This is a genomic window from Cryobacterium sp. Hh11 (assembly GCF_004404045.1).
Classification (GTDB): Bacteria; Actinomycetota; Actinomycetes; order Actinomycetales; family Microbacteriaceae; genus Cryobacterium; species Cryobacterium levicorallinum.
Window position 1 is genome coordinate 56,908 of record NZ_SOHF01000020.1, and the last position, 25,367, is coordinate 82,274.

General features: G+C 66.4%; 21 protein-coding genes. 12 read left to right on the top strand and 9 right to left on the bottom strand.

Going from position 1 to position 25,367, the window contains the following annotated elements:
* Positions 1–101 precede the first annotated feature (101 nt).
* From E3T46_RS10075 to E3T46_RS10085, 3 genes are all read left to right on the top strand, one after another.
* Positions 102–2,390, top strand: a complete 2,289-nt coding sequence (locus E3T46_RS10075) for a polyribonucleotide nucleotidyltransferase (RefSeq protein WP_134578456.1) — start codon at positions 102–104, stop codon at positions 2,388–2,390.
* Between the two features lie 163 nt (positions 2,391–2,553).
* Positions 2,554–3,399, top strand: coding sequence for an SGNH/GDSL hydrolase family protein (locus E3T46_RS10080; protein ID WP_134444399.1), 846 nt, complete (start codon positions 2,554–2,556; stop codon positions 3,397–3,399).
* A 100-nt stretch (positions 3,400–3,499) separates the two neighbouring features.
* Positions 3,500–3,835, top strand: a complete 336-nt coding sequence (locus E3T46_RS10085; RefSeq protein WP_198419179.1) for a metalloregulator ArsR/SmtB family transcription factor — start codon at positions 3,500–3,502, stop codon at positions 3,833–3,835.
* Positions 3,836–3,852: 17 nt separating this feature from the next.
* Here the strand turns inward: E3T46_RS10085 and E3T46_RS10090 are convergent, their stop codons facing one another.
* From E3T46_RS10090 to E3T46_RS10120, 7 genes are all read right to left on the bottom strand, one after another.
* Positions 3,853–5,403: an NADH-quinone oxidoreductase subunit C gene (locus E3T46_RS10090; protein WP_134578458.1), complete on the bottom strand. Its 1,551-nt coding sequence runs from the start codon at positions 5,401–5,403 to the stop codon at positions 3,853–3,855.
* A gap of 26 nt (positions 5,404–5,429) precedes the next feature.
* Complete coding sequence (locus E3T46_RS10095) at positions 5,430–6,893, bottom strand: proton-conducting transporter membrane subunit (RefSeq protein WP_134578459.1); 1,464 nt, start codon at positions 6,891–6,893, stop codon at positions 5,430–5,432.
* A complete protein-coding gene (locus tag E3T46_RS10100; protein ID WP_092449961.1) occupies positions 6,893–7,552 on the bottom strand; it encodes a hypothetical protein in 660 nt (219 codons plus the stop codon). The genes E3T46_RS10095 and E3T46_RS10100 overlap by 1 nt, the downstream gene beginning before the upstream one ends.
* A gap of 12 nt (positions 7,553–7,564) precedes the next feature.
* The gene (locus E3T46_RS10105) at positions 7,565–8,536 is read right to left on the bottom strand and encodes an NADH-quinone oxidoreductase subunit H (RefSeq protein WP_134578460.1); all 972 of its coding nucleotides are present in this window, start codon (positions 8,534–8,536) and stop codon (positions 7,565–7,567) included.
* Positions 8,533–10,611 (bottom strand): proton-conducting transporter membrane subunit, encoded by a 2,079-nt coding sequence (locus E3T46_RS10110; protein WP_198419181.1) that lies wholly within the window; start codon positions 10,609–10,611, stop codon positions 8,533–8,535. Before E3T46_RS10110 ends, E3T46_RS10105 begins: the two co-directional genes overlap by 4 nt.
* On the bottom strand, positions 10,608–11,093 hold the full coding sequence (locus E3T46_RS10115) for an oxidoreductase (protein WP_092449957.1): 486 nt from the start codon (positions 11,091–11,093) through the stop codon (positions 10,608–10,610). Before E3T46_RS10115 ends, E3T46_RS10110 begins: the two co-directional genes overlap by 4 nt.
* Positions 11,094–11,281: 188 nt before the next feature.
* The gene (locus E3T46_RS10120) at positions 11,282–11,746 is read right to left on the bottom strand and encodes an Lrp/AsnC family transcriptional regulator (protein WP_134578461.1); all 465 of its coding nucleotides are present in this window, start codon (positions 11,744–11,746) and stop codon (positions 11,282–11,284) included.
* Positions 11,747–11,877: 131 nt separating this feature from the next.
* Between E3T46_RS10120 and pdhA the strand changes: the two genes are divergently transcribed.
* The 3 genes from pdhA (at position 11,878) to E3T46_RS10135 (ending at position 15,490) form a co-directional block, all read left to right on the top strand.
* Positions 11,878–12,972, top strand: a complete 1,095-nt coding sequence (gene pdhA, locus E3T46_RS10125; RefSeq protein ID WP_134578462.1) for a pyruvate dehydrogenase (acetyl-transferring) E1 component subunit alpha — start codon at positions 11,878–11,880, stop codon at positions 12,970–12,972.
* An 86-nt stretch (positions 12,973–13,058) separates the two neighbouring features.
* Positions 13,059–14,018, top strand: a complete 960-nt coding sequence (locus E3T46_RS10130; protein ID WP_241980616.1) for an alpha-ketoacid dehydrogenase subunit beta — start codon at positions 13,059–13,061, stop codon at positions 14,016–14,018.
* On the top strand, positions 14,015–15,490 hold the full coding sequence (locus E3T46_RS10135) for a dihydrolipoamide acetyltransferase family protein (RefSeq protein ID WP_134578464.1): 1,476 nt from the start codon (positions 14,015–14,017) through the stop codon (positions 15,488–15,490). Before E3T46_RS10130 ends, E3T46_RS10135 begins: the two co-directional genes overlap by 4 nt.
* 103 nt (positions 15,491–15,593) lie before the next feature.
* On the opposite strand, the gene E3T46_RS10140 is transcribed toward E3T46_RS10135, so the two are convergent.
* Positions 15,594–17,165 (bottom strand): HNH endonuclease signature motif containing protein, encoded by a 1,572-nt coding sequence (locus E3T46_RS10140; RefSeq protein ID WP_134578465.1) that lies wholly within the window; start codon positions 17,163–17,165, stop codon positions 15,594–15,596.
* Positions 17,166–17,512: 347 nt separating this feature from the next.
* Here E3T46_RS10140 and E3T46_RS10145 point away from each other — a divergent pair, with 347 nt between their 5' ends.
* A complete protein-coding gene (locus E3T46_RS10145; protein ID WP_134578466.1) occupies positions 17,513–18,175 on the top strand; it encodes a VOC family protein in 663 nt (220 codons plus the stop codon).
* Positions 18,176–18,304: 129 nt separating this feature from the next.
* On the opposite strand, the gene E3T46_RS10150 is transcribed toward E3T46_RS10145, so the two are convergent.
* Positions 18,305–18,904: a TetR/AcrR family transcriptional regulator gene (locus E3T46_RS10150; protein WP_134578467.1), complete on the bottom strand. Its 600-nt coding sequence runs from the start codon at positions 18,902–18,904 to the stop codon at positions 18,305–18,307.
* A gap of 113 nt (positions 18,905–19,017) precedes the next feature.
* Between E3T46_RS10150 and E3T46_RS10155 the strand changes: the two genes are divergently transcribed.
* From E3T46_RS10155 to E3T46_RS10175, 5 genes are read left to right on the top strand one after another with little or no spacing between them, the layout of a single operon-like run.
* Positions 19,018–20,625, top strand: a complete 1,608-nt coding sequence (locus tag E3T46_RS10155; RefSeq protein WP_134578468.1) for a carboxyl transferase domain-containing protein — start codon at positions 19,018–19,020, stop codon at positions 20,623–20,625.
* An 8-nt stretch (positions 20,626–20,633) separates the two neighbouring features.
* Positions 20,634–22,718, top strand: coding sequence for a biotin carboxylase N-terminal domain-containing protein (locus E3T46_RS10160; RefSeq protein WP_134578469.1), 2,085 nt, complete (start codon positions 20,634–20,636; stop codon positions 22,716–22,718).
* Positions 22,715–23,881: an acyl-CoA dehydrogenase family protein gene (locus E3T46_RS10165; protein ID WP_134578470.1), complete on the top strand. Its 1,167-nt coding sequence runs from the start codon at positions 22,715–22,717 to the stop codon at positions 23,879–23,881. The genes E3T46_RS10160 and E3T46_RS10165 overlap by 4 nt, the downstream gene beginning before the upstream one ends.
* Before the next feature lie 22 nt (positions 23,882–23,903).
* Positions 23,904–24,416, top strand: coding sequence for a MaoC family dehydratase (locus E3T46_RS10170; RefSeq protein ID WP_134578471.1), 513 nt, complete (start codon positions 23,904–23,906; stop codon positions 24,414–24,416).
* Entirely contained in the window at positions 24,413–25,345 is a 933-nt protein-coding gene (locus E3T46_RS10175) for a CoA ester lyase (RefSeq protein ID WP_134578472.1), read from the top strand. The genes E3T46_RS10170 and E3T46_RS10175 overlap by 4 nt, the downstream gene beginning before the upstream one ends.
* The last annotated feature ends 22 nt before the right edge of the window (positions 25,346–25,367 follow it).

Genomic DNA, 25,367 nt, shown 5'->3' on the forward strand with positions numbered 1-25,367 from the left:
GTTGATTGTGAGATCAACCCGTCCAACTCGCCTGTCATACGGGCACGCGAGCCTTCGTCGCCAGCATGGCGAGAAGCAAACTTAAAGGAGAAAACCCCCACATGGAGGGTCCAGAAATCACGTTCGCCGAAACCGTTATCGATAACGGCAAGTACGGCAAGCGCACCATCCGTTTTGAAACCGGGCGTCTCGCCCAGCAGGCGCAGGGTTCTGCCGCCGCCTACATTGACGAAGAGACGATGCTGCTCTCCGCCACGAGCGTCAGCAAGCAGCCGAAGGACAACTTCGACTTCTTCCCGCTCACCATCGACGTTGAAGAGCGCATGTATGCAGCCGGCCGCATCCCGGGCAGCTTCTTCCGCCGCGAAGGTCGTCCCTCGACCGACGCCATCCTCACCTGCCGTCTGATCGACCGGCCGCTGCGCCCGTCGTTCGTCGATGGTCTCCGCAACGAGATCCAGGTTGTCATCACCGTTCTGGCCATCGAGCCCGACGAACTGTACGACGTGCTCGCGATCAATGCGGCCTCCATGTCGACGCAGCTCGCCGGACTGCCGTTCTCCGGACCGATCGGTGGCGTTCGCGTCGCCCTCATCCCGGACGAGAACGGTGGCGGCCAGTGGGTTGCCTTCCCGAAGCACTCGCAGCTTGATGACGCCGTGTTCAGCATGGTCGTCGCCGGCCGTGTCGTCACGGACGCCAACGGTGTGCAGGACGTCGCGATCATGATGATCGAGGCCGAAGCGACCGACGCAGCCTGGAACCTGATCAAGGGCGGCGCCATCGCGCCGAACGAAGCCGTCGTTGCCCAGGGCATCGAGGCTTCCAAGCCCTTCATTAAGCAGCTTGTCTTCGCGCAGCAGCAGGTAGCGGATGCCGCCGCCAAGCCGACCGCCGACTTCGCACTCTTCCCGCCGTACCAGCCGGCCACCTACGACGCGGTCGCCGCGCTGGCCTACGACCAGCTCAAGACGGTCTACACGATCGCCGACAAGGTCGAGCGTCAGAACGCTGACGACGCGCTCAAGGCATCCGTCAAGATCGCCATCGCGGCCAAGGTTGAAGCCGGCGAGCTCGACGCGAGCGCCAACAACCAGGTCAACGCGGCGTACAAGTCGGTCACCAAGCTCGTCGTTCGCTCACGCGTGCTCAACGAGGGCATCCGTATCGACGGTCGTGGACTTGCGGACATCCGTCCGCTCGATGCCGAGGTTGCGGTCATCCCGCGCGTGCATGGTTCGGCCATCTTCCAGCGCGGTGAAACCCAGATCCTGGGCGTGACCACGCTGAACATGCTGAAGCTCGAGCAGTCGATCGACTCGCTGAACCCGGTCACCAAAAAGCGTTATATGCACAACTACAACTTCCCGCCCTACTCGACCGGTGAAACCGGCCGGGTCGGAACGCCGAAGCGTCGCGAGATCGGCCACGGAGCGCTCGCTGAGCGTGCCCTGGTTCCCGTGCTGCCCACGCGTGAGGAGTTCCCGTACGCTATCCGTCAGGTCTCCGAGGCGCTCAGCTCCAACGGTTCCACCTCGATGGGTTCCGTCTGCGCTTCGACCCTGTCGCTGCTGAACGCCGGAGTGCCGCTGCGCGCCCCGGTCGCCGGTATCGCCATGGGCCTGATCAGCGACACCGTTGATGGTCAGACCCGTTACGCGGCGCTGACCGACATCCTCGGTGCCGAAGATGCCCTCGGCGACATGGACTTCAAGGTTGCCGGCACGAGCGAATTCATCACCGCGATCCAGCTGGACACCAAGCTCGACGGTATTCCCGCCTCGGTCCTGGCCGGCGCGCTGAACCAGGCGAAGGATGCCCGCGCCACGATCCTCTCCGTGTTGAACGCGGCGATCGACGCTCCCGACGAGATGGCGCCCACCGCGCCGCGCGTCATCAGCGTGCAGATCCCGGTCGACAAGATCGGCGAGCTGATCGGCCCGAAGGGCAAGACGATCAACTCGATCCAGGACACCACCGGTGCCGACATCTCGATCGAGGAAGACGGCACCGTGTACATCGGAGCCGTCGACGGGCCGTCAGCCGAGGCCGCTCGCGCCCAGGTCAACGCCATCGCGAACCCGACCAACCCCGAGGTTGGCGAGCAGTTCCTCGGAACCGTCGTCAAGATCGCCGCGTTCGGTGCCTTCGTTTCGCTGCTCCCGGGCAAGGATGGTCTGCTGCACATCTCCGAGGTGCGTAAACTTGCTGGTGGCAAGCGCGTCGAGAACGTCGAAGACGTGCTCGGCGTCGGCCAGAAGGTTCTCGTGGAAATCACGAAGATCGATGACCGTGGCAAGCTCTCGCTCGCTCCGGTGCTCGATGAGGCTGCTGACACCGAAGGTCGCGCTGCGGCTTCCGACAGCGCAGACGCTTCGATCGAGGCGTAAGACTAAACCTTGCCCCAATAGATCTCCCGATCACCTCTCGCCAGGTCGGTCGGGTAGACGGAAGGCCCGCACTGCTTGCAGTGCGGGCCTTTTCGCGTTTCTGACGCGAAAGAAGGCCCGCGCACGCCTTGTTGAGGCCCCGCACCGGGTCTACGTTCGTGGCATGACAAATCAACGATTGGCTTCACGGTTTTTGCCTCGCCTCGGCGCTGTCGCCCTGGTCACTGTTGCCCTGCTGGCCGGCGCGGTGAGCGCCCCGGCGCTCGCGCAGACCTCTCCGTCCGTCAAAGCCTCCGCAACCAGCTACGTCGCTCTCGGCGACTCGTTCACCTCGGGTCAGGGTGCCCCGCCCTACGTGCTGGACGGCACCGCGTGCCTGCGTTCCAAGCGCGCCAGCTACCCGATCTTCGCGGACCTGGTCAGTCCGTTCAAACTCGTGTCGAACAAAGCCTGTTCCGGAGCCAGCACAGTGGATGTTCCCGCTCAGCTTCTCGGGGTCAGCCAGAGTACCGCTCTGGTCACGCTGACCGTCGGCGGCATCGATGCCGGCTCCACCATCGTTTTGGCGGCGTGTGCGCCCGACCCGGCCGGCCCGGTCTGCCTCGACGCCATCCAAGACAGCGTGGCTCAGCTGAGCGTTCTGGCCCCCAAGCTCGTGGGCACCTACGGTCTAGTGGCGGCGACGTTGCCGCAGGCGAAGATCGCGGTGCTCAGTTATCCGCGCCAGTTCAAGCCGGGATTCTCCCCGCTGGGCGACGTGCTCAATGGTGCCACTGACGCACTGAACACTGTTATCGCGGGATCCGTGGCGGCGATGGCGACGCCACGCATCCACTTTGTCGATGCCGCGCAGGAATTCGCTGCACACGGCATCGGGTCGCGCGTTCCATACTTCGCATTTGATGCGCTGAACCCGTTCGCGCCGGCCAACTTTCACCCGAACGCGCTTGGCAATAGCCTCGGTTACACTCGTGCCCTCGTGAATGACGGGGTGCTGCGCCTCCGCTAACGGCGATTCAGCGTACGTATTCAGCGTACGTATTCAGCGATACGCATTCAGCGGCAGCCATCTAATTGAAAGAATCATTAGGTAGCGATATACTGAACCTGTGTTGTCTTCTGGTTTGCCCGCCGCCCAATTGAAGTCCGACCTGTTCAAGGCGCTCGGGCATCCGTTGCGGGTGCAGGTTTTGGAACAGCTCGTCGCCGGTGAACGCTCGGTGGGGTCACTCGCCGAAGCACTCGGCTGCGAGCTGTCCAACCTGTCGCAGCAGCTCGGTGTGCTGCGGCGGGCGGGGGTCGTGGTGACCCGGCGCGAGGGCAACTCCATCTTCTATGCGCTGCGCGACCAGGGCGCGGTGGAGCTGCTGGCCGCGGCCAAGCGCATGGTGCTGGCCAGCCTCACCGACTCGCACGCACTGCTGCGCCACCTCGAGCAGGACTAACACCCGCGCGACGCGGCCTACAGGTCGTTGCCGGCGTAGGAGAGGTTGAAGCTCTTATTGGTGAGCGGAAAGTCGGGAACGATCGTTTCCGACAGGGCCTGCGGCACGGCGGGCCAGTTCAGGAACGACGGGTCGACGATCTTGACCCGGGCGAGCGTGCCGTCGGCGGCGAGCTCGACTCGGTGGGTTGCCGTACCCCGCCAGGCCTCGACCAGGGCCAGCCCGGTTCCGGCCGCGGTCGGGTTGACGCTGTACGCGGTCCCCGTGTGCCCCTGCAGTCGTTTCAGCAAGTCGAGCACGATGGCCGTCGACACCTTGACCTCCCGAGCGCGCACGGTGTAGCGAGCGAGCACGTCGCCGCCGTCCTCGGTCACGATGTGAAAGACCTCGCCGAGATTGACGAACGGATGCTCAAGGCGAGCGTCGGTCTCGATTCCGGAGGCGCGGGCGACGTAGCCGAGCGTGCCAAGCGTGGTCGCATGGGCCCGGGACAGGCGGGCCGTGCCGGTGAAGCGGCCGCGCACGATGGCGTGGCCGAGCGTGATCTCGGCCAGTTCGGCCATGGCGGCGGCAATGCGCGCCAGATCGTCGGCGTTCGGCAGGGCGGTGACCCTGGTACCACCGATGGTGAGAGCGCCGCGGAGCAGACGGTGCCCGGTGACCGATTTGTTGATGCGCATGAGCTGCTCACGCAGGCCCTGAGCGTGCGCGTCGATGATGCCGAAGCCGACATCGTTGGCGAGTGAGCCCAGGTCAGTGACGTGGTTGTACAGCCGCTCCAGTTCCAGGAGCAAGGCCCGCAACAGCCGGTCGGGTTCGGAGACCGGGGTGCCGGTGGCCTGCTCGACGGCCATGACGAAGGCGAGGGAGTGGCCGACGGCCGTGTCCCCGCTGATTTGCTCGGCGAGCAGCACGCCCTCAGCCGCGTTCTTGCCCTCGAAGACCTTCTCGACGCCGCGGTGCAGGTACCACTGGCGCGCTTCCATGCGCACGATCGTCTCGCCGACGACCGAGAACCGAAAGTGTCCGGGCTCGATGATCCCGGCGTGAATCGGTCCGACGGCGATCTCATAAACCCCGGGACCTTCGACCGGGACGAACGGGAAGGATTCTACGTCGGGCTCGAACTCGGGTACGACCGAATTGGCCTTGAGCATGGGATACCAGCCGCGCGGCCAGTGGCCGTGGCGCACCAAACGGTGGGGCTGCGGGTGATCCCGCGGCTCGACACCGTACAGATCGCGAATCTCCCGCTCGAAGTTCCCGGCCGAAAACGACAGTTCGGCGAGGCTGGGAATCCAGGCGTCCGTGCGTGGCACGCTCACTGACAGATCAGCGCGCAGGGAAGGGTCTGCTCCGACAAAGGAATACACGATGCGAAACTGGTCGCTGTCTTCGTGGCACGCGATCAGGGCCAGACGACTGCCGGCATCCAACAGGGCACCGGCTGTCGTCGCCAGCCTCGAACGGTCGAGGTGCCGCAGCTCGGCACCGTCGCCGGCGGCCAGGCCGCGTTCGGTGGAGCGGCCGGAAGCCAACTCATCGGCGGCGTGGTCTTCAGGCGTCATATCATTGGCTCGTCGGTCATCGCGCATCACTTGGTGCCTCCCAGAACGGCTGTGGCTTGCAGCAACAGAGTGCCGACCGGCTCGGCCACGAAGGCGATCGTCGCTGTGGTCGCCAGGGCCAGGATGATGGGCAAAATTGGACCGTGGGTGGAATAGTCCGGCGTGAACGCCTGGGGGCTCGGGGGCACGGTGGCCGTGGGAGCGCCGATGGTCATCTGCACGGTCAGCCGGGTGAAGGCGGCGAAGATGACGAGCAGCAGCAGGAGGGCCGCGCCGACGACTCCGCCGAGTCCCACCGACCAGCCGGCCATGATGATGCCGACCTCGGAGAAGAAGATGCTGAACGGGGGAAAGCCAACGATCGCCGCCATGGCCATCAGCCAGGGGATGGCGAGCCCGGGTCGTCGCACCAGCAGAGCCCGCACATCGGCGATCACCGGGGTGCCCTCGATCTTCAGGATGCGTCCGGAGATGACGAACAGGGTCGCCTTGATCAAGCCGTGGCCGAGAATGTAGAGCAACACCGACGGGAGGGCAGCCGGGCCGATGGCGACACCGATCGCCATGAGCCCCATGTGTTCGATGCTGGAGTAGGCGAGCATCCGCTTGTAATCGCGTTGCCGAATGAGCAGGGATGCGGCAACGAGCAGGGACAGCAGCCCGCCGATGCAAAGCATGGTGCGCAGAAACTCCGGACCGATCACGAGGTTGGTGATCGACTGGATGCGCAGGATGGCGTAGAGGGCGACCGAGAGCAGTACGCCGGACATGAGGCCGGAAACGGGCGCCGGGGCCTGGCTGTGGGCATCCGGCAGCCAACTGTGCATCGGGGCCAGGCCGGACTTGGTCGCGAATCCGAGCACGGCGAGGGCGCCGCCGGCGGTGATGAGTGCTGGGTCGAGGCCGAGGTCGGCCTGGCTCAGTAGACGCCAGGACAGGGTGGGGGTGTCGGTGCCGACCGAAGCGGCGTAGATGAGCACGATGCCGAGCAGCGCGATCGCGACACCGACCGAGCCGAGGATGACGTATTTCCAGGCGGCTTCGAGCGACCGCCGGGTGCGGTGGTGGCCGACCAGAAAGGCGGTGGCGATGGTCGTGGCTTCGACGGCCGCCCACATCAGGCCGATGCTGTCGGCGAGCACGGCGAGGGACATAGCGGCCAGGAACAGGGCGATAAGCGCTTCGTAGCCGGCGGCATCCCGGGTGCGGCTCGACGCCGCGCTACTGAGACCACCCCAGGTGGAGACGAGTCCGACCGCTCCGACGACACTGAGCATATAGGCCGAGAGAGCATCGGCGCGCAGCATGCCGCCGCCGGCGGAGGGCACATCGCCGCCCAGCACGGCACCGATCAGGAACAGGCCGGAAACCAGCACGGCGCTCGATGCGGCGACACCGACGAAACGGCGGAGCGAAGACCCGCGCAGCAGCAGGCTGAGACCGGCGAAGACGAGTGGGCCGACGAGGGGCATCCACAGAATAACTGACATCAATCGTGCAACTCTCTGAGCTGATCGACGGCGGTGCCGCCGAACTTGGTGCGCATGCGGCCGGCAAAAACATGCAGAATGAGCACGACCAGCAGCACGTCGAGGGAGACCGCGAACTCGAGCAGAATCGGTACGCCGCCGCTGGTCAAAAACGCGATGGTGGCAATTCCGTTGTCGAGCAGTAGAAAGCCGATCAGCTGCGAGCGGGCGCGACGCCGACTGATCAGCAGCAGGAAGCCGATCAGGACCATGGCCAGCCCGATCGGGGCAGCATGGCCTGTCGTGGTGTCGCCGAGCCCGAAGATCCGGCTGACGACGACGTAGCTGAGAATCGTCAGGAGCGTGACGGCCAGCAGAGCGGCGGTCGGATTGAGCCGGGGTGACTCCTGAATCTGCTTGATCGACGCCTTGGACTGGTGCGCGAGCACCCAGGGCAGTCCGATGCCCTTGACCGAGAGGATGAGCAGCGACACGAGCACGAGTTCGGACTCACCCTCGGCGATGCCGATCACCGCAACGAGCGCGGCGAGGGCGACGCCCTGCAGCGCGAGCAGACGGATGGACGCGAGCAGCGAGTGTCGCCAGACCATGAGCGCGCTGGTCAGCAGCAGGGCTCCGGTACAGAGACCGATCAGTTGCGGAAAGAAGGTTTCAAACACGACGGATGCTCCTCAGGCGACCAGATAGGAGGCGGTGACGGCCAGGAAGGCGAGGGCGAACGAGCCCGCGAGCAGCTCGGGCACCTGGAACAGGCGTACCTTGGCGAGAAAGATCTCGCCGACGCTGAGCAGCACCCCCAGCACCAGCACCTTCACGGCGATCGAGACGACGCCAATCACGAGGCCCAGGGCGCTGAAATCAGTGACGATGCCCCATGGCACGATCAGGTTGCTGACCAGGCCGAGCAGGGCAGCCAGCTTCAGCCAGGAGCCGACTTCGAGCCAGGCGAGGTCACGTCCGCTCGCTTCGAGCGTCATCGCCTCGTGCAGCATGGTCACCTCAAGGTGAGTGCCAGGGTTATCGATGGGCAGTCGGGCGGTCTCGGCCATAATGGCGATCGACAGCGCGACGAGGGCCAGCACGCTGACCGGCGAGATGATCAGCTCGGGGGAGAGCAGCCGGGTTTCAACGATGACCGACAGGGTGCTGGTTCCGGCCGGAATTGAGAACGCGTAGACCGAGAGCAGCAGGGTCGGCTCAACCAGCGCGGCAACCGTCATGTGTCGGCTGGACCCCATGCCGCCGAAGGCGGTACCGCCGTCGAGGCCGACCAGGGCGAGGGCTACGACGCCGATCAGCATGATGGAGACAATGACGAACAGGTCGCTGGGAATCAGCGCGAACGGAATCGTGCCGACCAGCGGCAGCAGCACGCAGAGCAGCAGGCTCGACACGACCAGGGCGACCGGACCGACTCGCAGCATCCAGCTGCTGTCGGTGCCGCGCACCGGGTTCTTCGCGAGGAGCTTGCGCAGGTCGCGCCAGGGCTGCCAGATTCCGGCGCCGGCGCGGCCCTCGATGGTGGCTCGCACCTGCCGGATCACACCCATCAGCAGCGGGGCGAGGAACACGAACAAGACAACCTGCACGAGGGCGATGATGATGGCGCTGACGTCCGTGGCATTCGCGTCGTAATTGTTCATAGGGAGACCACAATCAGCACGATCAGCAGCGCCACAAAGGAATAGGAGAGGTAGCGGTGGATGCTGCCGTTGGCGACGTGCCGCACGACCACGCCGTAGCGCTGGAACAGGTTGAGCACCGGACGGTACAGCCGGGTCTCGATCACATCGGAGACGCTCTGTTCCACCCGCACGCGTTCCACCAGATAGCGGGACTCGGCCACGTGGGTGACCTGCACGTCACGGGAGGGCTTGAGCACGTCGTCGAAGACGCGAACCAGCGGCTCCGCATACGACGTCGCGGTGTACTGCATGCGTGGCCGGGCTCGAGATCCGCCGCCACCCCAGGGCAGGTCGACGGTACGGTGCGGATGCCGGCGGGCCGAGACGATGATCGCGACGATCACCGGGATGGCGACGAGGGCCGACAGGACGACGAGCATGATCGGGTCGAGCACAGCGCCGATGCCCGGCAGCGATACCCCGCCGAGTCCGACGGACCGCACAGCGGCCGTCGGGTCCGAACTGACCGTGGTCGCCACGAGGGCGGCGATCGGTCCCGGCAGCAAGCCGAGAGCGAGTACGGCCAGGGCGCCGAGGGCGAGTGAAATGCGCATCAGCGCCGGCACTTCCCGGGCATCCGCTGCGGCGGTGCTTCGTGGCCGGGCCAGGAAGGCGATGCCGTAGGCCTTGACGAAGGTGAGCAGGGCCAGCCCCGCGGTCAGGGCGATCACGGCGACGGCGAGCGGCATAGCGACGGATGCCGCGACCGAGACGACCGCCCCATCGAGACGACCGCCGTGAATGAGGGACTGCAGCAGCATCCACTCGGCGACGAAACCGCTCGTGATCGGGATGGCGGCCGCGCCGAGGCTGGCGATGCCGAACGCGGCGGCAGTGACGGGCATACGGGCGCCGAGGCCGCCGAGCCGGTCGAGGTTGCGTTCGCCGGTGGCGTGGATAATGGCGCCAGCACCGAGGAACAGCGTGGACTTGAATGCGGCGTGGCTGACGGCGAGCAGCAGGGCGGCGACGAGCGCGGCATCCGCTGCCGCTTGCGCGTCGTAGCCGCGCAGCAGCATGCTCGCGCCGAGGCCGAGAAAGACCAGACCCATGTTCTCGGTGGTCGAGTACGCCAGCAAAACCTTGAGGTCACTTGACACGGAGGCCTGCAGAATGCCGTACAAAGCGGATGCGCCACCGACCAGCATGATCGCAATGCCCCACCAGGCCGGACCGTCGGGCAGCAGACGCACGCAGACCAGCAGGCCGCCGTAGACGCCGATCTTGACCATAGCGCCGCTCATCGCAGCCGAGACGTGGCTCGGGGCTTCGGGCAGTACCCGGGGTACCCAGACGTGCAGCGGAACGAGTTCGGCCTTGCCGCCAAAACCGAGCAGGAACAGTACAAAGGCGACGTTCGCGGCCCAGCCGCCGGGTTCGATCGCCTGCAGGCTGGCGAAGCTGGTGCCGCCCGAAGCTGCGGCGAGCACGGCGAATCCGGCGAGGATGAAGAAGAAGCTCAACTGCGACATGGCTGAGTACCAGATGCCGGCCGAGGCGACCGAGGCGCGGCTGGCGTGATCGGCCAGCAGGAGAACGGTGGAGCCGAGGGTCATGACCTCCCAGGCCAGCAGGAACGACACCGAGTCGGTCGCCGCGGGAACGAGCTGCATGCCCACGAGGAACACCGGCATGGCGACCCAGGCGGTGCGGCTCGCGTCGGGTCCGCTGGTCGAGCTCATCGAGTAGAGCGAGACGAGTATGCCGACGCCCGACACGATGAGCATGAACAGACCGCCGAGACGGTCGGGGGCCAGCAGCAGTGGGTCCATCGGCAGAGCCAGGGGAATGAGCAGGCCGCCGGTCGAGCCGAGCATCGCGGCGAGGCCGGTGACGAAACCGGTCACGGCGATCAGGGTGCAGAGGATGCCGCCGGCCCGCGACCGCAGGGACGGTGCGGCCAGCAGGGCGGTCACCACGGCCAGCGCGCCGAGGCCCAGTTGCAGCAGGATCCCGGCTCCGGTACCCGTTTGCATGAGCAGGCCCGTTCCGGTCTCGGTGTGCAGCAGGAGCCCGGCTCCGCTACCCGTCATCGGCCGGTCATCCGGCGCAGGGCCTGCACGATCTCGGTCGGTTCCGGCGGACTGCCGGGTACCTCGATATCGACGTGCACGAAATCAGAAACGGGCCCCATAATGCCATAGCCGTCGCGGAAGGCGCCACCGTGGATGGCGCAGTCGCCGACCACGATCACAAACCGGGGGGTGGGGGTGGCCTCGATGGTGCGGCGCAACGGCTCGGCCATATTGCGGGTCACGCTGCCGACGATGAGCAGCACGTCGGCATGCCGCGGCGAGGGCACCAGACGGACGCCGTAGCGTTCCACGTCGTAGACCGGGCCGAAGGCTGCAGAAACTTCCAGGGCACAGTCATTGCAGCCGCCGGCGTTGATATAGCGCACCTGTACGCTTCCGCCGAAGACTTCAGCTCCGGGAAACAGGGGCGGGGCGGTCGGCGCCGGTTCGGCGATACGTCCGCCGTGGCGAATGAGGGTGGCCAATCGAAGGAAGCTCATCGGAGCCCCTGGTCTGCATGCATATTCACGAAGCTGGAGCCTTCTGTGGGGAACGCGAAAGTCGAAGGTGCTGGGCAGGCGACGGATTCTGCGGTGCGTCTGGTTGGACGCAAGACTACCAGCGCGAGAAACTTCATTACTTCTTTATATAACTATATGAAGAATTTAGCAAATAGATCGAATCGTGCTTAGGCGTGCCGGTCGAGCAGCGGGGTGAGGCGATACGGGATGACCTCGCCCATCGCGAGCGAGGTTTCGGTGCGCTCGACCCCATCACAGGCGAGGATCGTGCCGTCGATCCGAAACAGATCAGCGGCATCCGTGCAGACCACGCGCACGAGCAGATCGGCCTGCCCGCTCATGCCGTGCGCCTGCACGATTTCGGGAATTTTGGCGAGATCGATCACGATTTGAGCGAGGCGCTTCTGCTGCACATGCACCTCGATGAACGCGGTCAGCGGGTAGCCCAGAGCGGCCGGATTGATGCGGCGGTCAAAGCCGAGAAAGGCGCCCGAATCTTCCAATCGTTTCATGCGGGCCTGCACGGTGTTGCGCGACAGCCCCAGGGTCTCGGCGAGGGCGACGAAGGTGCTGCGCGGGTCGGCCGAGAGGGCTTGCAGGAGCTGTGTGTCGGTCTTGTCAAGGCTGTACATAGTGCAAAACTTTAACACGGTCTGACGAGTCTGAATAGGGCACTTTGCTCACTTTTTTCGTCAGCGGTTGTGCTCCCTGCGGGGTCGACATAGGCTCACGTCAACTTTAGCAATGACGCTCGGAGCGAACCATGATTGATTTCTCCCCTCAGCTGGTGCAACTTCTCTCGCTTGACGGCGAGCGGATGCCCCGGCCCGACTTCGACCCGTGGGTCGACGATCTCAACGGTCCGGCACTGCTGGCCCTGTACCGCGACATGGTCGTAGTGCGCCGCATCGACACCGAGGCGACCGCCCTGCAACGCCAGGGCGAACTCGGACTGTGGCCGCCGCTGCTCGGCCAGGAAGCCGCGCAGGTCGGGTCCGCTCGCGCCCTACGCAGCGACGACTTCATCTTTCCGAGCTACCGGGAGAACGCCGTCGCCTACTGTCGCGGCGTCAACCTGACCGACATCGTCAAGGTCTGGCGCGGCAACGCCCAGTCCGGCTGGGATCCCTACACGGTCAATATGGCCACGCCGAACATCATCATCGGCGCGCAGACCCTGCACGCCACCGGGTGGGCGCTCGGCGCCCAGCGCGACGAAGTCGACTCGGTCGCCATCACCTACTTCGGCGACGGCGCCACCAGCCAGGGCGACGTCAACGAGGCCATGGTTTTCGCCGCAAGCTTTCAGGCCCCGGTGGTTTTCTTCTGCCAGAACAATCAGTGGGCCATCTCCGAACCGGTCGGGCTGCAAGCACACCGCAACATCGCCGATCGGGCACCGGGCTTCGGCATCCCGAGCCTGCGCATCGACGGCAACGACGTGATCGCGGTGATGGCGGCGACCAGGATCGCCCTCGACCGGGCCCGCACCGGCGGCGGCCCCACCTTCATCGAAGCGGTCACCTACCGCATGGGACCGCACACCACAGCGGATGACCCCACCCGCTACCGCGACCCGGCCGAACTCGCCGAATGGAAGACCCGCGATCCGCTGCTGCGGCTGCACCGGCTGCTGGAGCGGCTTGACGTGATCACCCCAGAGGTCGAAGCCGAGACCCAGGCCATCGCCGACCAGGTGGCTGCCGAACTACGCGCCGGCTGCATCGGCCTGGCCGACCCACAACCGCTGAGCGTGTTCGACCACGTGTACACCACCCCTAACGCGACCCTCGAGCGCCAGCGCACCGACTATGCCGGCTACCTCACGAGCTTCGGCACACCTGGAGAAGGACGATGACCATGACCACCCTGATGACCCCCGCCAGCTTGCCCGGCCTTGATGCCCCGAAACCGGTCCCACTGACCGAGACCAAGACCCTCACCATGGGGAAGGCAATCAATGAGGGCCTGCGCCAGGCCATGCTCGACGACCCCAAGGTGGTGCTCCTCGGCGAGGACATCGGGGCCCTCGGCGGTGTCTTTCGGGTCACCAGCGATCTGCTCGCCCAGTTCGGCGCTCGCCGGGTTATTGACACACCCCTGGCCGAATCCGCGATTATCGGCACCGCGGTCGGACTGGCTTACCGCGGCTACCGTCCGGTCTGTGAGATTCAGTTTGACGGTTTCATCTTTCCCGGCTTCGACCAGATCGTCAGCCAGGTCGCCAAGTTCCACTACCGCACTCAGGGGGCCGTGCGCATGCCCATCACCATTCGGGTGCCGTTCGGCGGCGGCATCGGCGCGGCCGAACACCACTCCGAATCACCGGAGGCCTACTTCACCCACACCTCCGGCCTGCGGGTGATCGCCGTCTCCAACGCTCAGGATGCCTACAGCCTCATTCGGCAGGCCATCGCGAGCGACGACCCGGTGCTCTATTTCGAGCCCAAGCGTCGCTACCACGTCAAGGGTGAGGTCGTTCCCGAGCTCGGCGCCCCGATGGAGCAGGCCGTCATCGTCACTCCGGGAACGGATGTCACGCTTCTCACCTATGGCGCGCTGGTGTCGACCGCGAAGGATGCGGCGCTCGCTGCGGCCGACGAGGGCGTGTCGATCGAGGTCATCGACCTGCGGTCGCTGTCCCCGGTGGATTACATGGTGGTGGAGGCATCCGTTCGCAAGACCGGGCGCTTGGTCGTGACCCACGAGGCGGCCCAGTCGGGTGGACTCGGCGGCGAGATCATCGCGACCGTCACTGAACGCTGCTTCAGCTATCTGGAATCCGCCCCGGTGCGGGTGACCGGCTTCGACGTGCCGTATCCGCCGGCCAAGCTCGAAAGTCACCACCTGCCCGACCTAGACCGCATTCTCGACGGCGTCGACCGGGCGATGGGGCGACGATGATCAAGGTCTTCAAGCTGCCCGACCTCGGTGAGGGGCTCACCGAATCAGAGATCGTCGCCTGGCTCGTGGCGCCGGGCGATGCGGTCACGCTCAACCAGCACATCGCCGACGTCGAAACGGCCAAGGCCGTGGTCGAACTGCCGAGCCCGTTCGCCGGTGTGGTGAGCGAGCTGCACCGTCCGGCCGGTGTGGTCGTGCACGTCGGCGAGCCGATCGTCAGCTTCGACGTGGGTGGCGACGCCGATACCCCCGATACCCCCGATACCGGTGTAACGGATGCTGCGGCCCCCGCCCAAGCCGAGAAGCGCGAGGCCAACCTGGTCGGCTACGGACCTGCCGTCGAGAGCGGCGGGCACCCGCAGCGCCGGGCCCGGCCGGGTGACGGCGTGACGGTCTCAGCCGGCGGGCCCGCCGTTGCTGAGGCTGATGGTTCCGCTGGCGGTCAGGCCGCTGGCAACACGGCAGTGCCGGCTGCGTCCGTCGGTCGGGCAGCCCCCGGAACGTCTGCCGTCACCGACCGGGCAGCGGCAGCCCCGGGAACGCCTGCCGTCTCCGACCAGCCTGCCGCAGCATCCGTTGCAGACCGGCCGCGCTCGACCCCGCCGGTGCGCGCCCTGGCCCGCGATCTCGGTATCGACCTCACCACGGTCACCGGGACCGGGCGCGACGGCCTGATCACCAGAGATGACGTGCGCGCCCACATCACCGAGTCGGTGCCAACGACCGGTCTGCCCGTATCGACGCCCGACGGATCCGGGTCAGGAGTGTTCGAGCGTGAGACCCGCGCGCCGATCAAGAGCCTGCGCAAGCTCACGGCCAAGGCCATGGTGCAGAGCGCATTCACGGCACCGCACGTGACCGAATTCCTCACCATCGACGTCACGCCGACCGTGGAACTGCTCGATTCCCTGCGCGCTGACCGGGCCTTTGCCGATGCCGGCATTGGAATCCTGACCGTGGTGGCCAAAGCACTCTGCCTCGCCGTTGGCCGCACGCCCGCGGTGAACACCCGGTGGGATGAATCGGCCGGCGAAATCGTTCAGTTCCACTACGTGAACCTCGGCATCGCCGCGGCCACCCCGCGTGGACTGATGGTGCCGAACATCGTCGACGCCGACCGGCTCGACCTGCGCGGCCTCGCCGCGGCGCTCGCCGAGCTGACGACGGCGGCCCGGGCTGGCACGACCGCCCCGGCGGCACTGTCCGGCGGCACGATCACGATCACGAACATTGGGGTGTTCGGCATCGATGCCGGAACGCCCATTTTGAACCCGGGGGAGGCGGCGATCCTCGCGATGGGCGCCATTCGCTCGCGGCCCTGGGAGTATCGCGGTCAGATTGCGTTGCGCAAGGTGCTCACGCTCAGCCTGTCGTTCGATCACCGTCTGGTCGATGGCGAGCAGGGCTCCCGCTTTCTCGCCGACATCGGCACCATCCTCGCCGACCCCGCTCGGGTTCTGACCATGGTCTAGCCCCCTCACAGCACGGCGGAGGTGCGGTGGCGCTGACAGGCGCCCTGGTCCGTTGATCCAGGTCTTGCACCAGCAGCGTCAACCGCTCTAATTCGCATGGATTTCACGTGCGCCAGGGCGGTTCGGGGCTGGGAGTGTTGGCCCGGTGGCTTTGTCCGGGGCGCCACGTCTGAGACGGGTCCCAGAGCAGGGGGCCGCGTACTTGAGGCCGACCGTCTTTCATGCGAATTTTCCATCCACTGGTATCAATCGTATGGTGATGGAACCAACACAGGAGACACCCGTTGTCGACGTTGGTCGGTCCGCCCGTTCCGGCCGGGAGTACGTGGTGGATTTCGGTCCAGCGGGCGGGGATGGTGCAGCCGGGGATGATGCAGCCTCCGTCGCGGGCGGCGATGGCGGCGCGTTGTTTGGGGGTGAAGCAGCGGACTTTGTCGCCGAGGTAGAGGATGTCGCCGTTGTCGCCGAAGGTGATTTTTTGGGCGCCGCCGGAGCAGATGGTCTCTTTTACCCGGCGCAGGCTGACGGGGGCTTCGACGCCGTGGATCCAGCCGACGCCGCGGCCTGAGTTGAGGTCGGTGGCGTTGACGTGGATCATGACGGTGGGGGCGGCGCCGCCCATGGTCGGGGTTTTGGGGTCGCGCGCGGCAGCTTGGAAGACGTCGCGGAGGATGTCGGCACGTTTCTCGCCCGCGGTGCGGCGGTCCCCATCGAAGCGGGTGTCGCCACTGTACTGTTCAGAGCTGTACTGTTCAGAGCTGTACTGTTCGGCGCTGAGGCGTTTGGTGTTTCCGGCTGACTCATCAATACCTTCTTGTGTGGCGCCGTCGGTGCTGCCGTCAAGGGATTCAGTGGGCACGAACATCGGGGTGCGCGACCGGGCGGACAGGTAGGTGTCGAAGAGGGTGTCCATGATGCCGCGCAGTTCGGGGGTGACGTCGGCCCGCAGCGGGTAGAGCCCGTTGCGCAGCAGCCCGAACGTCAACGTGCTGTTGGCCTCGGTCACGTCGTCGTTCGGGGCGGTGCCGTCGGGGTCGAGGCGGGCCTGCCATTCCATTGCCTGCGCGCGCAGCACGTCGGGGGCGAAGCGGATGCCCGCGCCGGGCAGTCCGGCCGTCTCCGGGGTGATGGCACCAATGGCGGTGGCGACGAGGGCGCGTTCAACTCGGTCGAGGTCGCCCGGCAGGACTTTCCCCTGGAGGGCGGTGAGGGTGCTGGCGATGATCTCGGCTGATTCCACCCCGAGTTCGCCGCTGGTCAGGCCGTCGGCGATGACTGGGTACCGGGCGGGGATGGGCAGGCCGAGTGGGGTGCGTTCCACCGCGGTCTCACCGAGCTTGAGGCGCCGTTTGGCCTCGCGGCCGGAGATGCCGGCGAGCTGAGTGATGAACTCGACCCGGTTGCGGCATCCGTTCTGGTAGGCCAACGAGCCGTTGCCGAGGTCAGTTTCGGCGCGCACACCGATGTCGGTGGTAGCGCGTAGCCTGGCCCCATCGACCTTGCGGCCCAGCCCTTCCAACGCCGCGAGAACGGCAACAGCTTCGGCATCGTCGAGGTGACCAAACCGCACGCCATCGATCACAGAAGCTAGCAACGCACCGGCCTGGGCAATGACCGAAACCCGGGAACCCTCTGGTACGGAGCCGGCTGCGGCGGGCGGGGCAGTGAGGGTCATGGCGTCGATGCCTCCTTCACCCACAATTATAGCCGAAATCAACCCTTAAGGCGAGCAAATCTCAGCAATTTGTTGACGTGAGATCAGAAATTAATTCGCATTCGAGAGCAGTTGAATTGTTACTTCGGCCGTCCTGGAGCAACCGTTGCCCCGTTCTCGCGATCTCAGGCAGACACACAACGCCGTAGTACCCGCCCAGGGCCGTGACGGCCTACTGCCGACCCTCCGTCATGGCTTCGATTGCCGGGTCAGTGCGGGGTAGGCGGATCACCATCAAAGCTTGCGCAATCGGGTTTCAGTCGACGCGGGCAGTTGACCCGGGTGCGGCGGCGGAGGACAGTTGAGGCATGAACGCTCACGGTGCACTCCTCGCCCCCTTCGCGACGAAGAAGCAATTGACGGGCACCGCTTTTGTGCACCTCGACGGATTCCTGCACGCCGCTTTCCGCACCAAGGACTTCGCCTCCGCCCTGGAACTGGTCAACCGGGTCGGCGACGTGGCCGAGTCGATGAACCACCACCCCGACGTGCGCCTCGGCTACGGCAGCGTCTCACTCACCCTGACCTCGCACGATGCCGGGGGAGTCACCGCGCGTGACCTAGAGCTCGCCGTGCGAGTTCAGCAGATCGCCGATACCCTCGGTGCCACTGCCCACGACCAGCAGCCGACCCGCTACGACATCGCGATCGACTGCACCGACGCGGATGCCGTGCGCCCATTCTGGCGGGTCGGCCTCGGCTATAACGAAGTCGCCGGCGACGACGGCATCGAACTCGTCGACCCGCGCGGCCTCGCCCCGAAGGTCTGGTTTCAGCACATGGAAATCGCCCGCACCGCCCGCAACCGCATCCACCTCGACGTCTACGTTCCGAGCGACGATGCCGAAGACCGGGTCGCGGCCGTACTGGAAGTCGGCGGCGTGCTGCTCGCCGACGAACACGCGCCCGACTGGTGGGTACTCGCCGATGTCGAAGGCAACGAGCTCTGCGTCTGCACCGCCGCCTTCTGACGCCGCTTTCCGGCTGGTCTTGAGGTGTGGACTGCGTTCTGGTTCCGTAGGGCGCGACCGCCACGGGTCGCGATTCCGACCGCAGCCCGATCCGTACGTCATTAACGAGGAATACTGCGCTCGGGATCGCTAGGCGCTCGGCAGGCCCAGAGCCGCGAGCGCCATCTCCTCGAGCAGGGCGCGCACGGCGGGCTGCGCCGAGGTGCGGGCGCTGTGTGGTGTTGAGTTCAGGAGCCCGAAGGTCGCATGGGCCCGAATACGGAGCAGGGCTTCGTCACCCGAGGGGTGCACGCGCTTCAGTACCTCCACCCAGAGTTCCACATACTCGCGCTGCAGCAGCCGCACCCGGTGGCGGTCGGCCTCGGCGAGGCTGTCCAGGTCGCGGTCCTGCACCCGGATTACATCGGGGTTGGTCAGGGCGAAGTGCACGTGAAAGCGCACCAGCTCGCGCAGGGCGGCCGCGGCATCCGTTGTTTCGGAAACGACCGCATGGCCGCCGGCCACGAGATCCTGGCTCACGTCGATGAGCAGCGCAGCGAGCACGGCCTGCTTGCCACTGAAGTGCCGGTAGACGGCGGGCCCGCTCACTCCGGCGGCAGCGCCGAGGTCTTCGATCGAGACCCCGTTGAATCCGGACTGGGAGAAGAGCGTGGCCGCGGCGCTGAGCAGGGCCGAACGACGGTCGGCTTTGGCCTGGCGGCGCGGCGTCGTTTCTATCGGGGCGCTCATGCGAACCTTTCAACTAGACATTTCAGTTAATCATGACTAACCTGAATTTCAGTTAGTAACTACTAACTGTAGTTGATGCCGGGTGTTCCGGCCTCGCCAACGGGAAGCCGTCGATGAAGACACTTGCGAGTCAGCTCGACTCCTCTGCTCAAGCCTTTGTCACCAATGACGCCGCCCAGCGGCAGCTCGTGACCGACCTGAAACAGCGCCTCGCCACTGCCGCGCTCGGCGGGCCGGAGAAGTCCCGGCAGCGTCACCTCGCCCGCGGCAAGCTGTTGCCGCGCGAGCGCATCGACCAACTGCTCGACGAGGGCAGCCCGTTTCTCGAGATCGCGCCGCTCGCCGCGACCGGCCTGTACAACGACGACAGCCCCGGCGCTGGCGTCATCGCCGGCATCGGGCTCGTGCACGGCCGCTACGTGCTCGTGATCTCCAACGACGCCACGGTCAAGGGCGGCACCTACTACCCGATGACGGTGAAGAAGCACCTGCGGGCCCAGGAAATCGCCCTCGAGAACCGACTGCCCTGCATCTACCTCGTCGACTCCGGCGGCGCTTTTCTGCCGATGCAAGACGAGGTCTTCCCCGACCGCGACCACTTCGGCCGCATCTTCTACAACCAGGCACGGATGTCCGCGGCCAAGATCCCGCAGATTGCCGCGGTCATGGGATCCTGCACCGCCGGAGGGGCCTACGTTCCGGCGATGAGCGACGAGACCGTGATCGTGCGCAATCAAGGGACCATCTTCCTGGGCGGCCCGCCGCTCGTGAAGGCCGCGATCGGCGAGATCGTCACAGCGGAGGAGCTCGGCGGTGGCGACCTACATGCCCGCGTCTCCGGCGTCACCGACCACCTCGCCGAAAACGACGAGCACGCCCTGCAGATCGTGCGCGACATCGTCTCCACCCTGCCGCGCGTTCAGGCCCCGGCGTGGCAGGTACTGCCCACCATCGACCCGGTCGCCGACGAGAGCGAACTCTACGGAGCCGTCCCGGTCGACGTGCAGGGCCAGTACGACGTGCACGAAGTCATCGCGCGCCTCGTCGATGGCAGCGAATTCCACGAATTCAAACGCGAGTACGCCACCACGCTGGTGACCGGGTTTGCGCACATCCACGGCCACCCGGTGGGCATCGTCGCCAACAACGGCATCCTGTTCGCCGACTCCGCGCTCAAGGGCGCCCACTTCATCGAGCTGTGCGACCAGCGCGGCATACCGCTGCTCTTTCTGCAGAACATCTCCGGGTTCATGGTCGGCAAGGACGCCGAGGCCGGCGGTATCGCCAAGCACGGCGCCAAAATGGTCACCGCCGTCGCCACCACCCGGGTGCCCAAGCTCACCGTCGTCATCGGTGGCTCCTTCGGCGCCGGCAACTATTCCATGTGTGGCCGGGCCTACTCGCCGCGCTTCCTCTGGATGTGGCCGGGCAGCCGCATCTCCGTGATGGGCGGCCCGCAGGCCTCCGCCGTGCTCGCGACCGTGAAGCGGGAGCAGATCGAGGGCGGCGGCGATGAGTGGTCGGCCGAGGCCGAGTCCGCGTTCAAAGCCCCGATCCTGGAAAAATATGAAACCCAGGGCAGCCCGTACTATTCCACCGCCCGGCTCTGGGACGACGGCGTCATCGACCCCGCCGACACCCGCACGGTGCTCGGGCTTGCCCTGGCCGTCTGCGCTACCGCGCCGCTCGGCGAGTCCGCCTTCGGCCTCTTCCGAATGTGAGTGAGCCCATGACCTTTGACACCGTGCTGGTCGCCAATCGCGGGGAGATCGCGTGCCGCATCATCCGCACGCTGCGGGAGCGGGGCATCCGCTCAATCGCCGTCTTTAGCGACGCCGACCGCACCGCGCGACACGTATTCCAAGCGGATGCCGCGGTGCGCCTCGGCGGCGCCGCCCCGGCCGACAGCTACCTCAACTTCGAGGCCGTGCTGGCCGCTGCGGCGCGAACCGGAGCGCAGGCCATCCACCCCGGCTACGGATTTCTCAGCGAGAATCAGGCCTTCGCCCAGGCCTGCGCCGACGCCGGCATCGTCTTCATCGGGCCGAGCGTGCACGCGCTGAACGTGATGGGCGACAAGATCCGCTCGAAGAACCACGTGGCCGGCTACGGAGTGCCGATTATCCCCGGGGTCGCTCAGCCGGGCCTCAGCAACGAGCAGTTGATCCAGGCGGCCGTCGATGTGGGTTATCCGATGCTCATCAAGCCCTCCGCCGGCGGCGGAGGCAAGGGAATGCACGTGGTGGAACGCGCTGAGGACCTGCCCGCCACCCTCGAGACGGCCCGCCGCGTGGCGCTGAGCGCCTTCGGCGACGACACCCTGCTGCTCGAACGGCTCGTGTCGACCCCGCGGCACATCGAGGTGCAGGTGCTCGCCGACAACCACGGCGCCGTCATCCACCTCGGCGAGCGTGAGTGCTCGCTGCAGCGGAGGCATCAAAAGGTCATCGAGGAGGCACCCTCGCCCCTGCTCGACGCGGCCACCCGGGCGCGCATCGGCGAGGCAGCCTGCGCCGCCGCCCGCAGCGTGGGCTACAGCGGCGCCGGAACTGTGGAATTTCTGGTCTCCGCGACCGCGCCCGACGAATTCTTCTTCATGGAGATGAACACCCGCCTACAGGTGGAACACCCGGTCACCGAGCTGGTCACCGGCCTTGACCTGGTCGACTGGCAGCTGCGCATTGCCGCGGGGGAGCCGCTCACGGTCACCCAGAGCGACATATGCCTCACGGGGCATGCGATCGAGGCCCGGGTCTACGCCGAGAATCCCGGGCGCGGCTTTCTGCCGACCGTCGGCACGGTGCTGCAGCTGCACGAGGCGACCGGAGAGGGAGTTCGGGTCGACAGTTCGTTGATGCCGGGCCTGACCATCGCCTCGCACTACGACCCGATGCTCGCCAAGGTGATCGCCTGGGCTCCCACCCGACTGGAGGCGTTGAACCGACTCGACCGGGCGCTCGCCGACACCGTGGTGCTCGGCGTACAGACCAACACCGAGTACCTGCGGCTGCTCTTAGCGGATGCCGACGTGCGCGCCGGCCGCCTCGACACCGGCCTGATCGAACGCAAGCTTCCGGGCCTCACGTTTCAGGGAGCCGACGAGCACGTACTCGCCGCCGTGGCATTGTTCCTGCACGGGCGCGCCTTCACCGGGTCGGAATTGGCCGCGTCTGGTCTGGCCGGGTCTAGTCTGGCCGGCGTAAACGGCGTGTGGACGCGGCCGAGCGGGTGGCGCGCGGGTTCGCCACGACCGGTGCGCTACTCGCTGGGCGTGAGCGCGACCGAATCCATTGACGTGCGGGTGGTGGGGGAGCCGGGGATGGCATCCGTTTCTATCGGTGACGGCCCGGCCGTCGAAGCCGGACTCTTGCGCGTCGGAGACGGCGCGTGCAGCGTCGACTACGGCGGCGAGACCCGGGTGTATGCCATCGAACAGTCCGGGGCCAGCGTGTATATCGGCGCCGACGGCTTCTCGCTCGAACTACGCCACCGCTCCCGGGCCGAGCAGCTCGCGGAACACCTCGCCAGCCGTGACCGGGTGCCTGGTGCGGTCAGCCCAGACGTGCGCTCGCCGATGCCCGGCACCGTCATTGCGGTGCACGCCGCCACCGGTGACACTGTCACAGCGGGGCAGACCATCCTCGTGGTCGAGGCCATGAAGATGGAACACAAACTGGTGGCCGCCACGGCGGGCTGCGTCACCGTGAACCTCAAGACCGGCGACCTCGTGGCCCTCGACCAGATCGTCGCCACCGTCACACCAGAAACCAGCACTACCCCCGGAACCAGCGCAGACAAGGAAGACTCAGAATGAGCTACGAACTCACCCCCGAATACCAGGCGCTCAGCGACACCGTTCGCGATTTCGCCGACACCGTGGTCGCGCCCGCCGCCTACGAATACGACACCAAGCGCAGCCTGCCCTATGGCATCATCGCCCAGATGGGGGAGCTAGGCCTCTTCGGTCTTCCGTTCCCGACGGAGTACGGCGGCCAGGGCAGCGATTACTTCGCGCTCTGCCTCGCCGTCGAACAGCTTGCCCGCGCCGACCAGAGCATCGCTGTCACCCTCGAAGCCGGGGTCGGCCTCGGCATCATGCCGGTGTACCGCAGCGGCACCGAGGCACAGAAAGAGGAGTGGGTTCCGCGCCTCGCGAGTGGCTCGGCGCTCGCCGCCTTCGGCCTCACCGAAGCGGATGCCGGATCGGACGCCGCGGGCACCAAGACCACCGCCGCATTGGACGGCGGCGAATGGATCATCAACGGCACGAAGCAGTTCATCACCAACTCCGGCTCGGACATCACCCGGCTCGTCACGGTGACCGCCGTCACGGGGGAGTCCACCCGCGCGGACGGTTCGATCAAGAAGGAACTCACCGCCATCCTGGTGCCGACGCCGACCCCCGGTTTCACCGCGCTGCCGCCGTACGACAAGGTGGGCTGGCACACGTCGGACACGCATCCGCTCGTGTTCGACAATGTGCGGGTGCCGGAAGCCAACCTGCTCGGGGAGCGCGGCCGTGGTTTCGCGAACTTCGTGCAGACCCTCGACGAGGGTCGCGTCGCTTTCGCCGCACTGTGCACCGGCGCCGCCCAGGGCTGCCTGGAGGAATCGATCCGCTACGCCAACAGCCGCAACGTGTTCGGCCGCTCGATCGGCTCCAACCAGCACATCGCCTTCAAGATCGCCAGGATGCAGGCGCGCGTGCACACCGCGCGCCTCGCCTACTACGACGCGGCGCTGAAAATGATCAACGGCAAGCCGTTCAAGATGGAGGCTTCGATCGCCAAGATGGTCGGCAGCGAAGCGGCCATGGACAACGCCCGCGATGCCACCCAGATCTTCGGCGGATACGGATTCATGAACGAAAACCCGGTCGCCCGGCACTATCGTGATTCCAAGGTGCTCGAGCTCGGCGAGGGCACCACCGAGGTGCAGCTCATGGTCATTTCGCGGGCCCTGGGTTTCGCCGGCTGACCTGACGAAATTGGAGAAGCGGATGCCCGATTCCAGTACGAAGGAACTGCAGCCGGAGGAGCGCCACCCGGTTCAGCAGCGCGGCCTGTACTTCGAGGAGTTCGACCTGAAGGCGCTCTACCAGCATCGCCCCGGCCGCACCGTGACCGAGGCCGACAACGTGCTGTTCACGACGATGACCATGAACACCCAGTCCCTGCACCTCGACGCGGCCTGGTCGGCAACGCAGCCGTTCGGTGAACGTTTGGTCAATTCCATGTTCACCCTCTCGACCATGGTGGGCAGTTCAGTCGCCCAGTTGACCCAGGGCACGATCGTGGCGAACCTGGGTTTTTCGGCCGTGACGTTTCCGCATCCGCTGCACCACGGCGATACCCTTTATTCGGAGACCATCGTGACCGACAAACGGCTGTCGAAGAGCCGGCCGGGGCAGGGCATCATCACGCTCGAACACACCGGACGCAACCAGAACGGCGTCATCGTCGGCACGGCCGTGCGCACCGTGCTGGTCTGGTGTCGGGGGGCAGCAGAATGAGCGGCCCGTTCGATGGGGGCCCATTCGACGGGGGCCCGCTCGATTCCGACCCGTTTGATGAGTATCCGTCCGGCCCCGACCCCTTCGACGAGAGCCCGTCCGGGCTGAGCCCGTTCAACCCGGCGCCGTTCACTCTCGGTCCGGCGCTGCTGTTCTGCCCCGCGGATCGGCCCGAACGCTACGCGAAGGCCGTTGAGCGCGCCGACGCGGTCATTCTCGACCTCGAAGACGCCGTTGCGCCGGCCGCCCGGGCCGATGCGCGTCGGGCGCTGATTGAGCATCCGCTCGACCCGATGCGCACGATCGTGCGCATCAATCCGGCCGACACTGCCGACTTCGCGCTTGACCTGGCCGCGCTGGAGCGCACGGAGTACCGCGATGTGATGCTCGCCAAGACGGTCAGTTTCGGCCAGGTCGAGATGCTCGATGACTTCCGAGTGATCGCGCTCTGCGAGACCGCCGCCGGTGTCATCTCCGCGCCCGAGATTGCCGCGGCACGAAATGTCGTCGCGCTCATGTGGGGTGCCGAAGACCTGGTCGCGTCACTCGGTGGCAGCTCCAGCCGGTTCGCCGACGGCCGCTACCGCGACGTCGCTCGCCAGGCCCGCTCCCAGGTGTTGTTGGCCGCCCGAGCCCACGACAAGGCCGCGATCGACACCGTGCACCTCGACATCACCGACACGGCCGGGCTCAGCGACGAGGCTGCGGATGCCGTCGCGAGCGGCTTCACCGCCACCGCTTGCATCCACCCCAGCCAGGTCGAGGTCATTCGGTCGGCGTACCAGCCGACCACCGCCGAGGTCGACTACGCTCTCGGGCTGCTCGAGGCCGCCGCCAGTGCGCGCGGCGTCTTCCAGCACGAGGGCCGCATGATCGACGGCCCGGTGCTGCGTCACGCCGAGGCCGTGCTGCGCCGAGCCGCCCGCTGAAATCTCCGGGCCCACCTTAGAG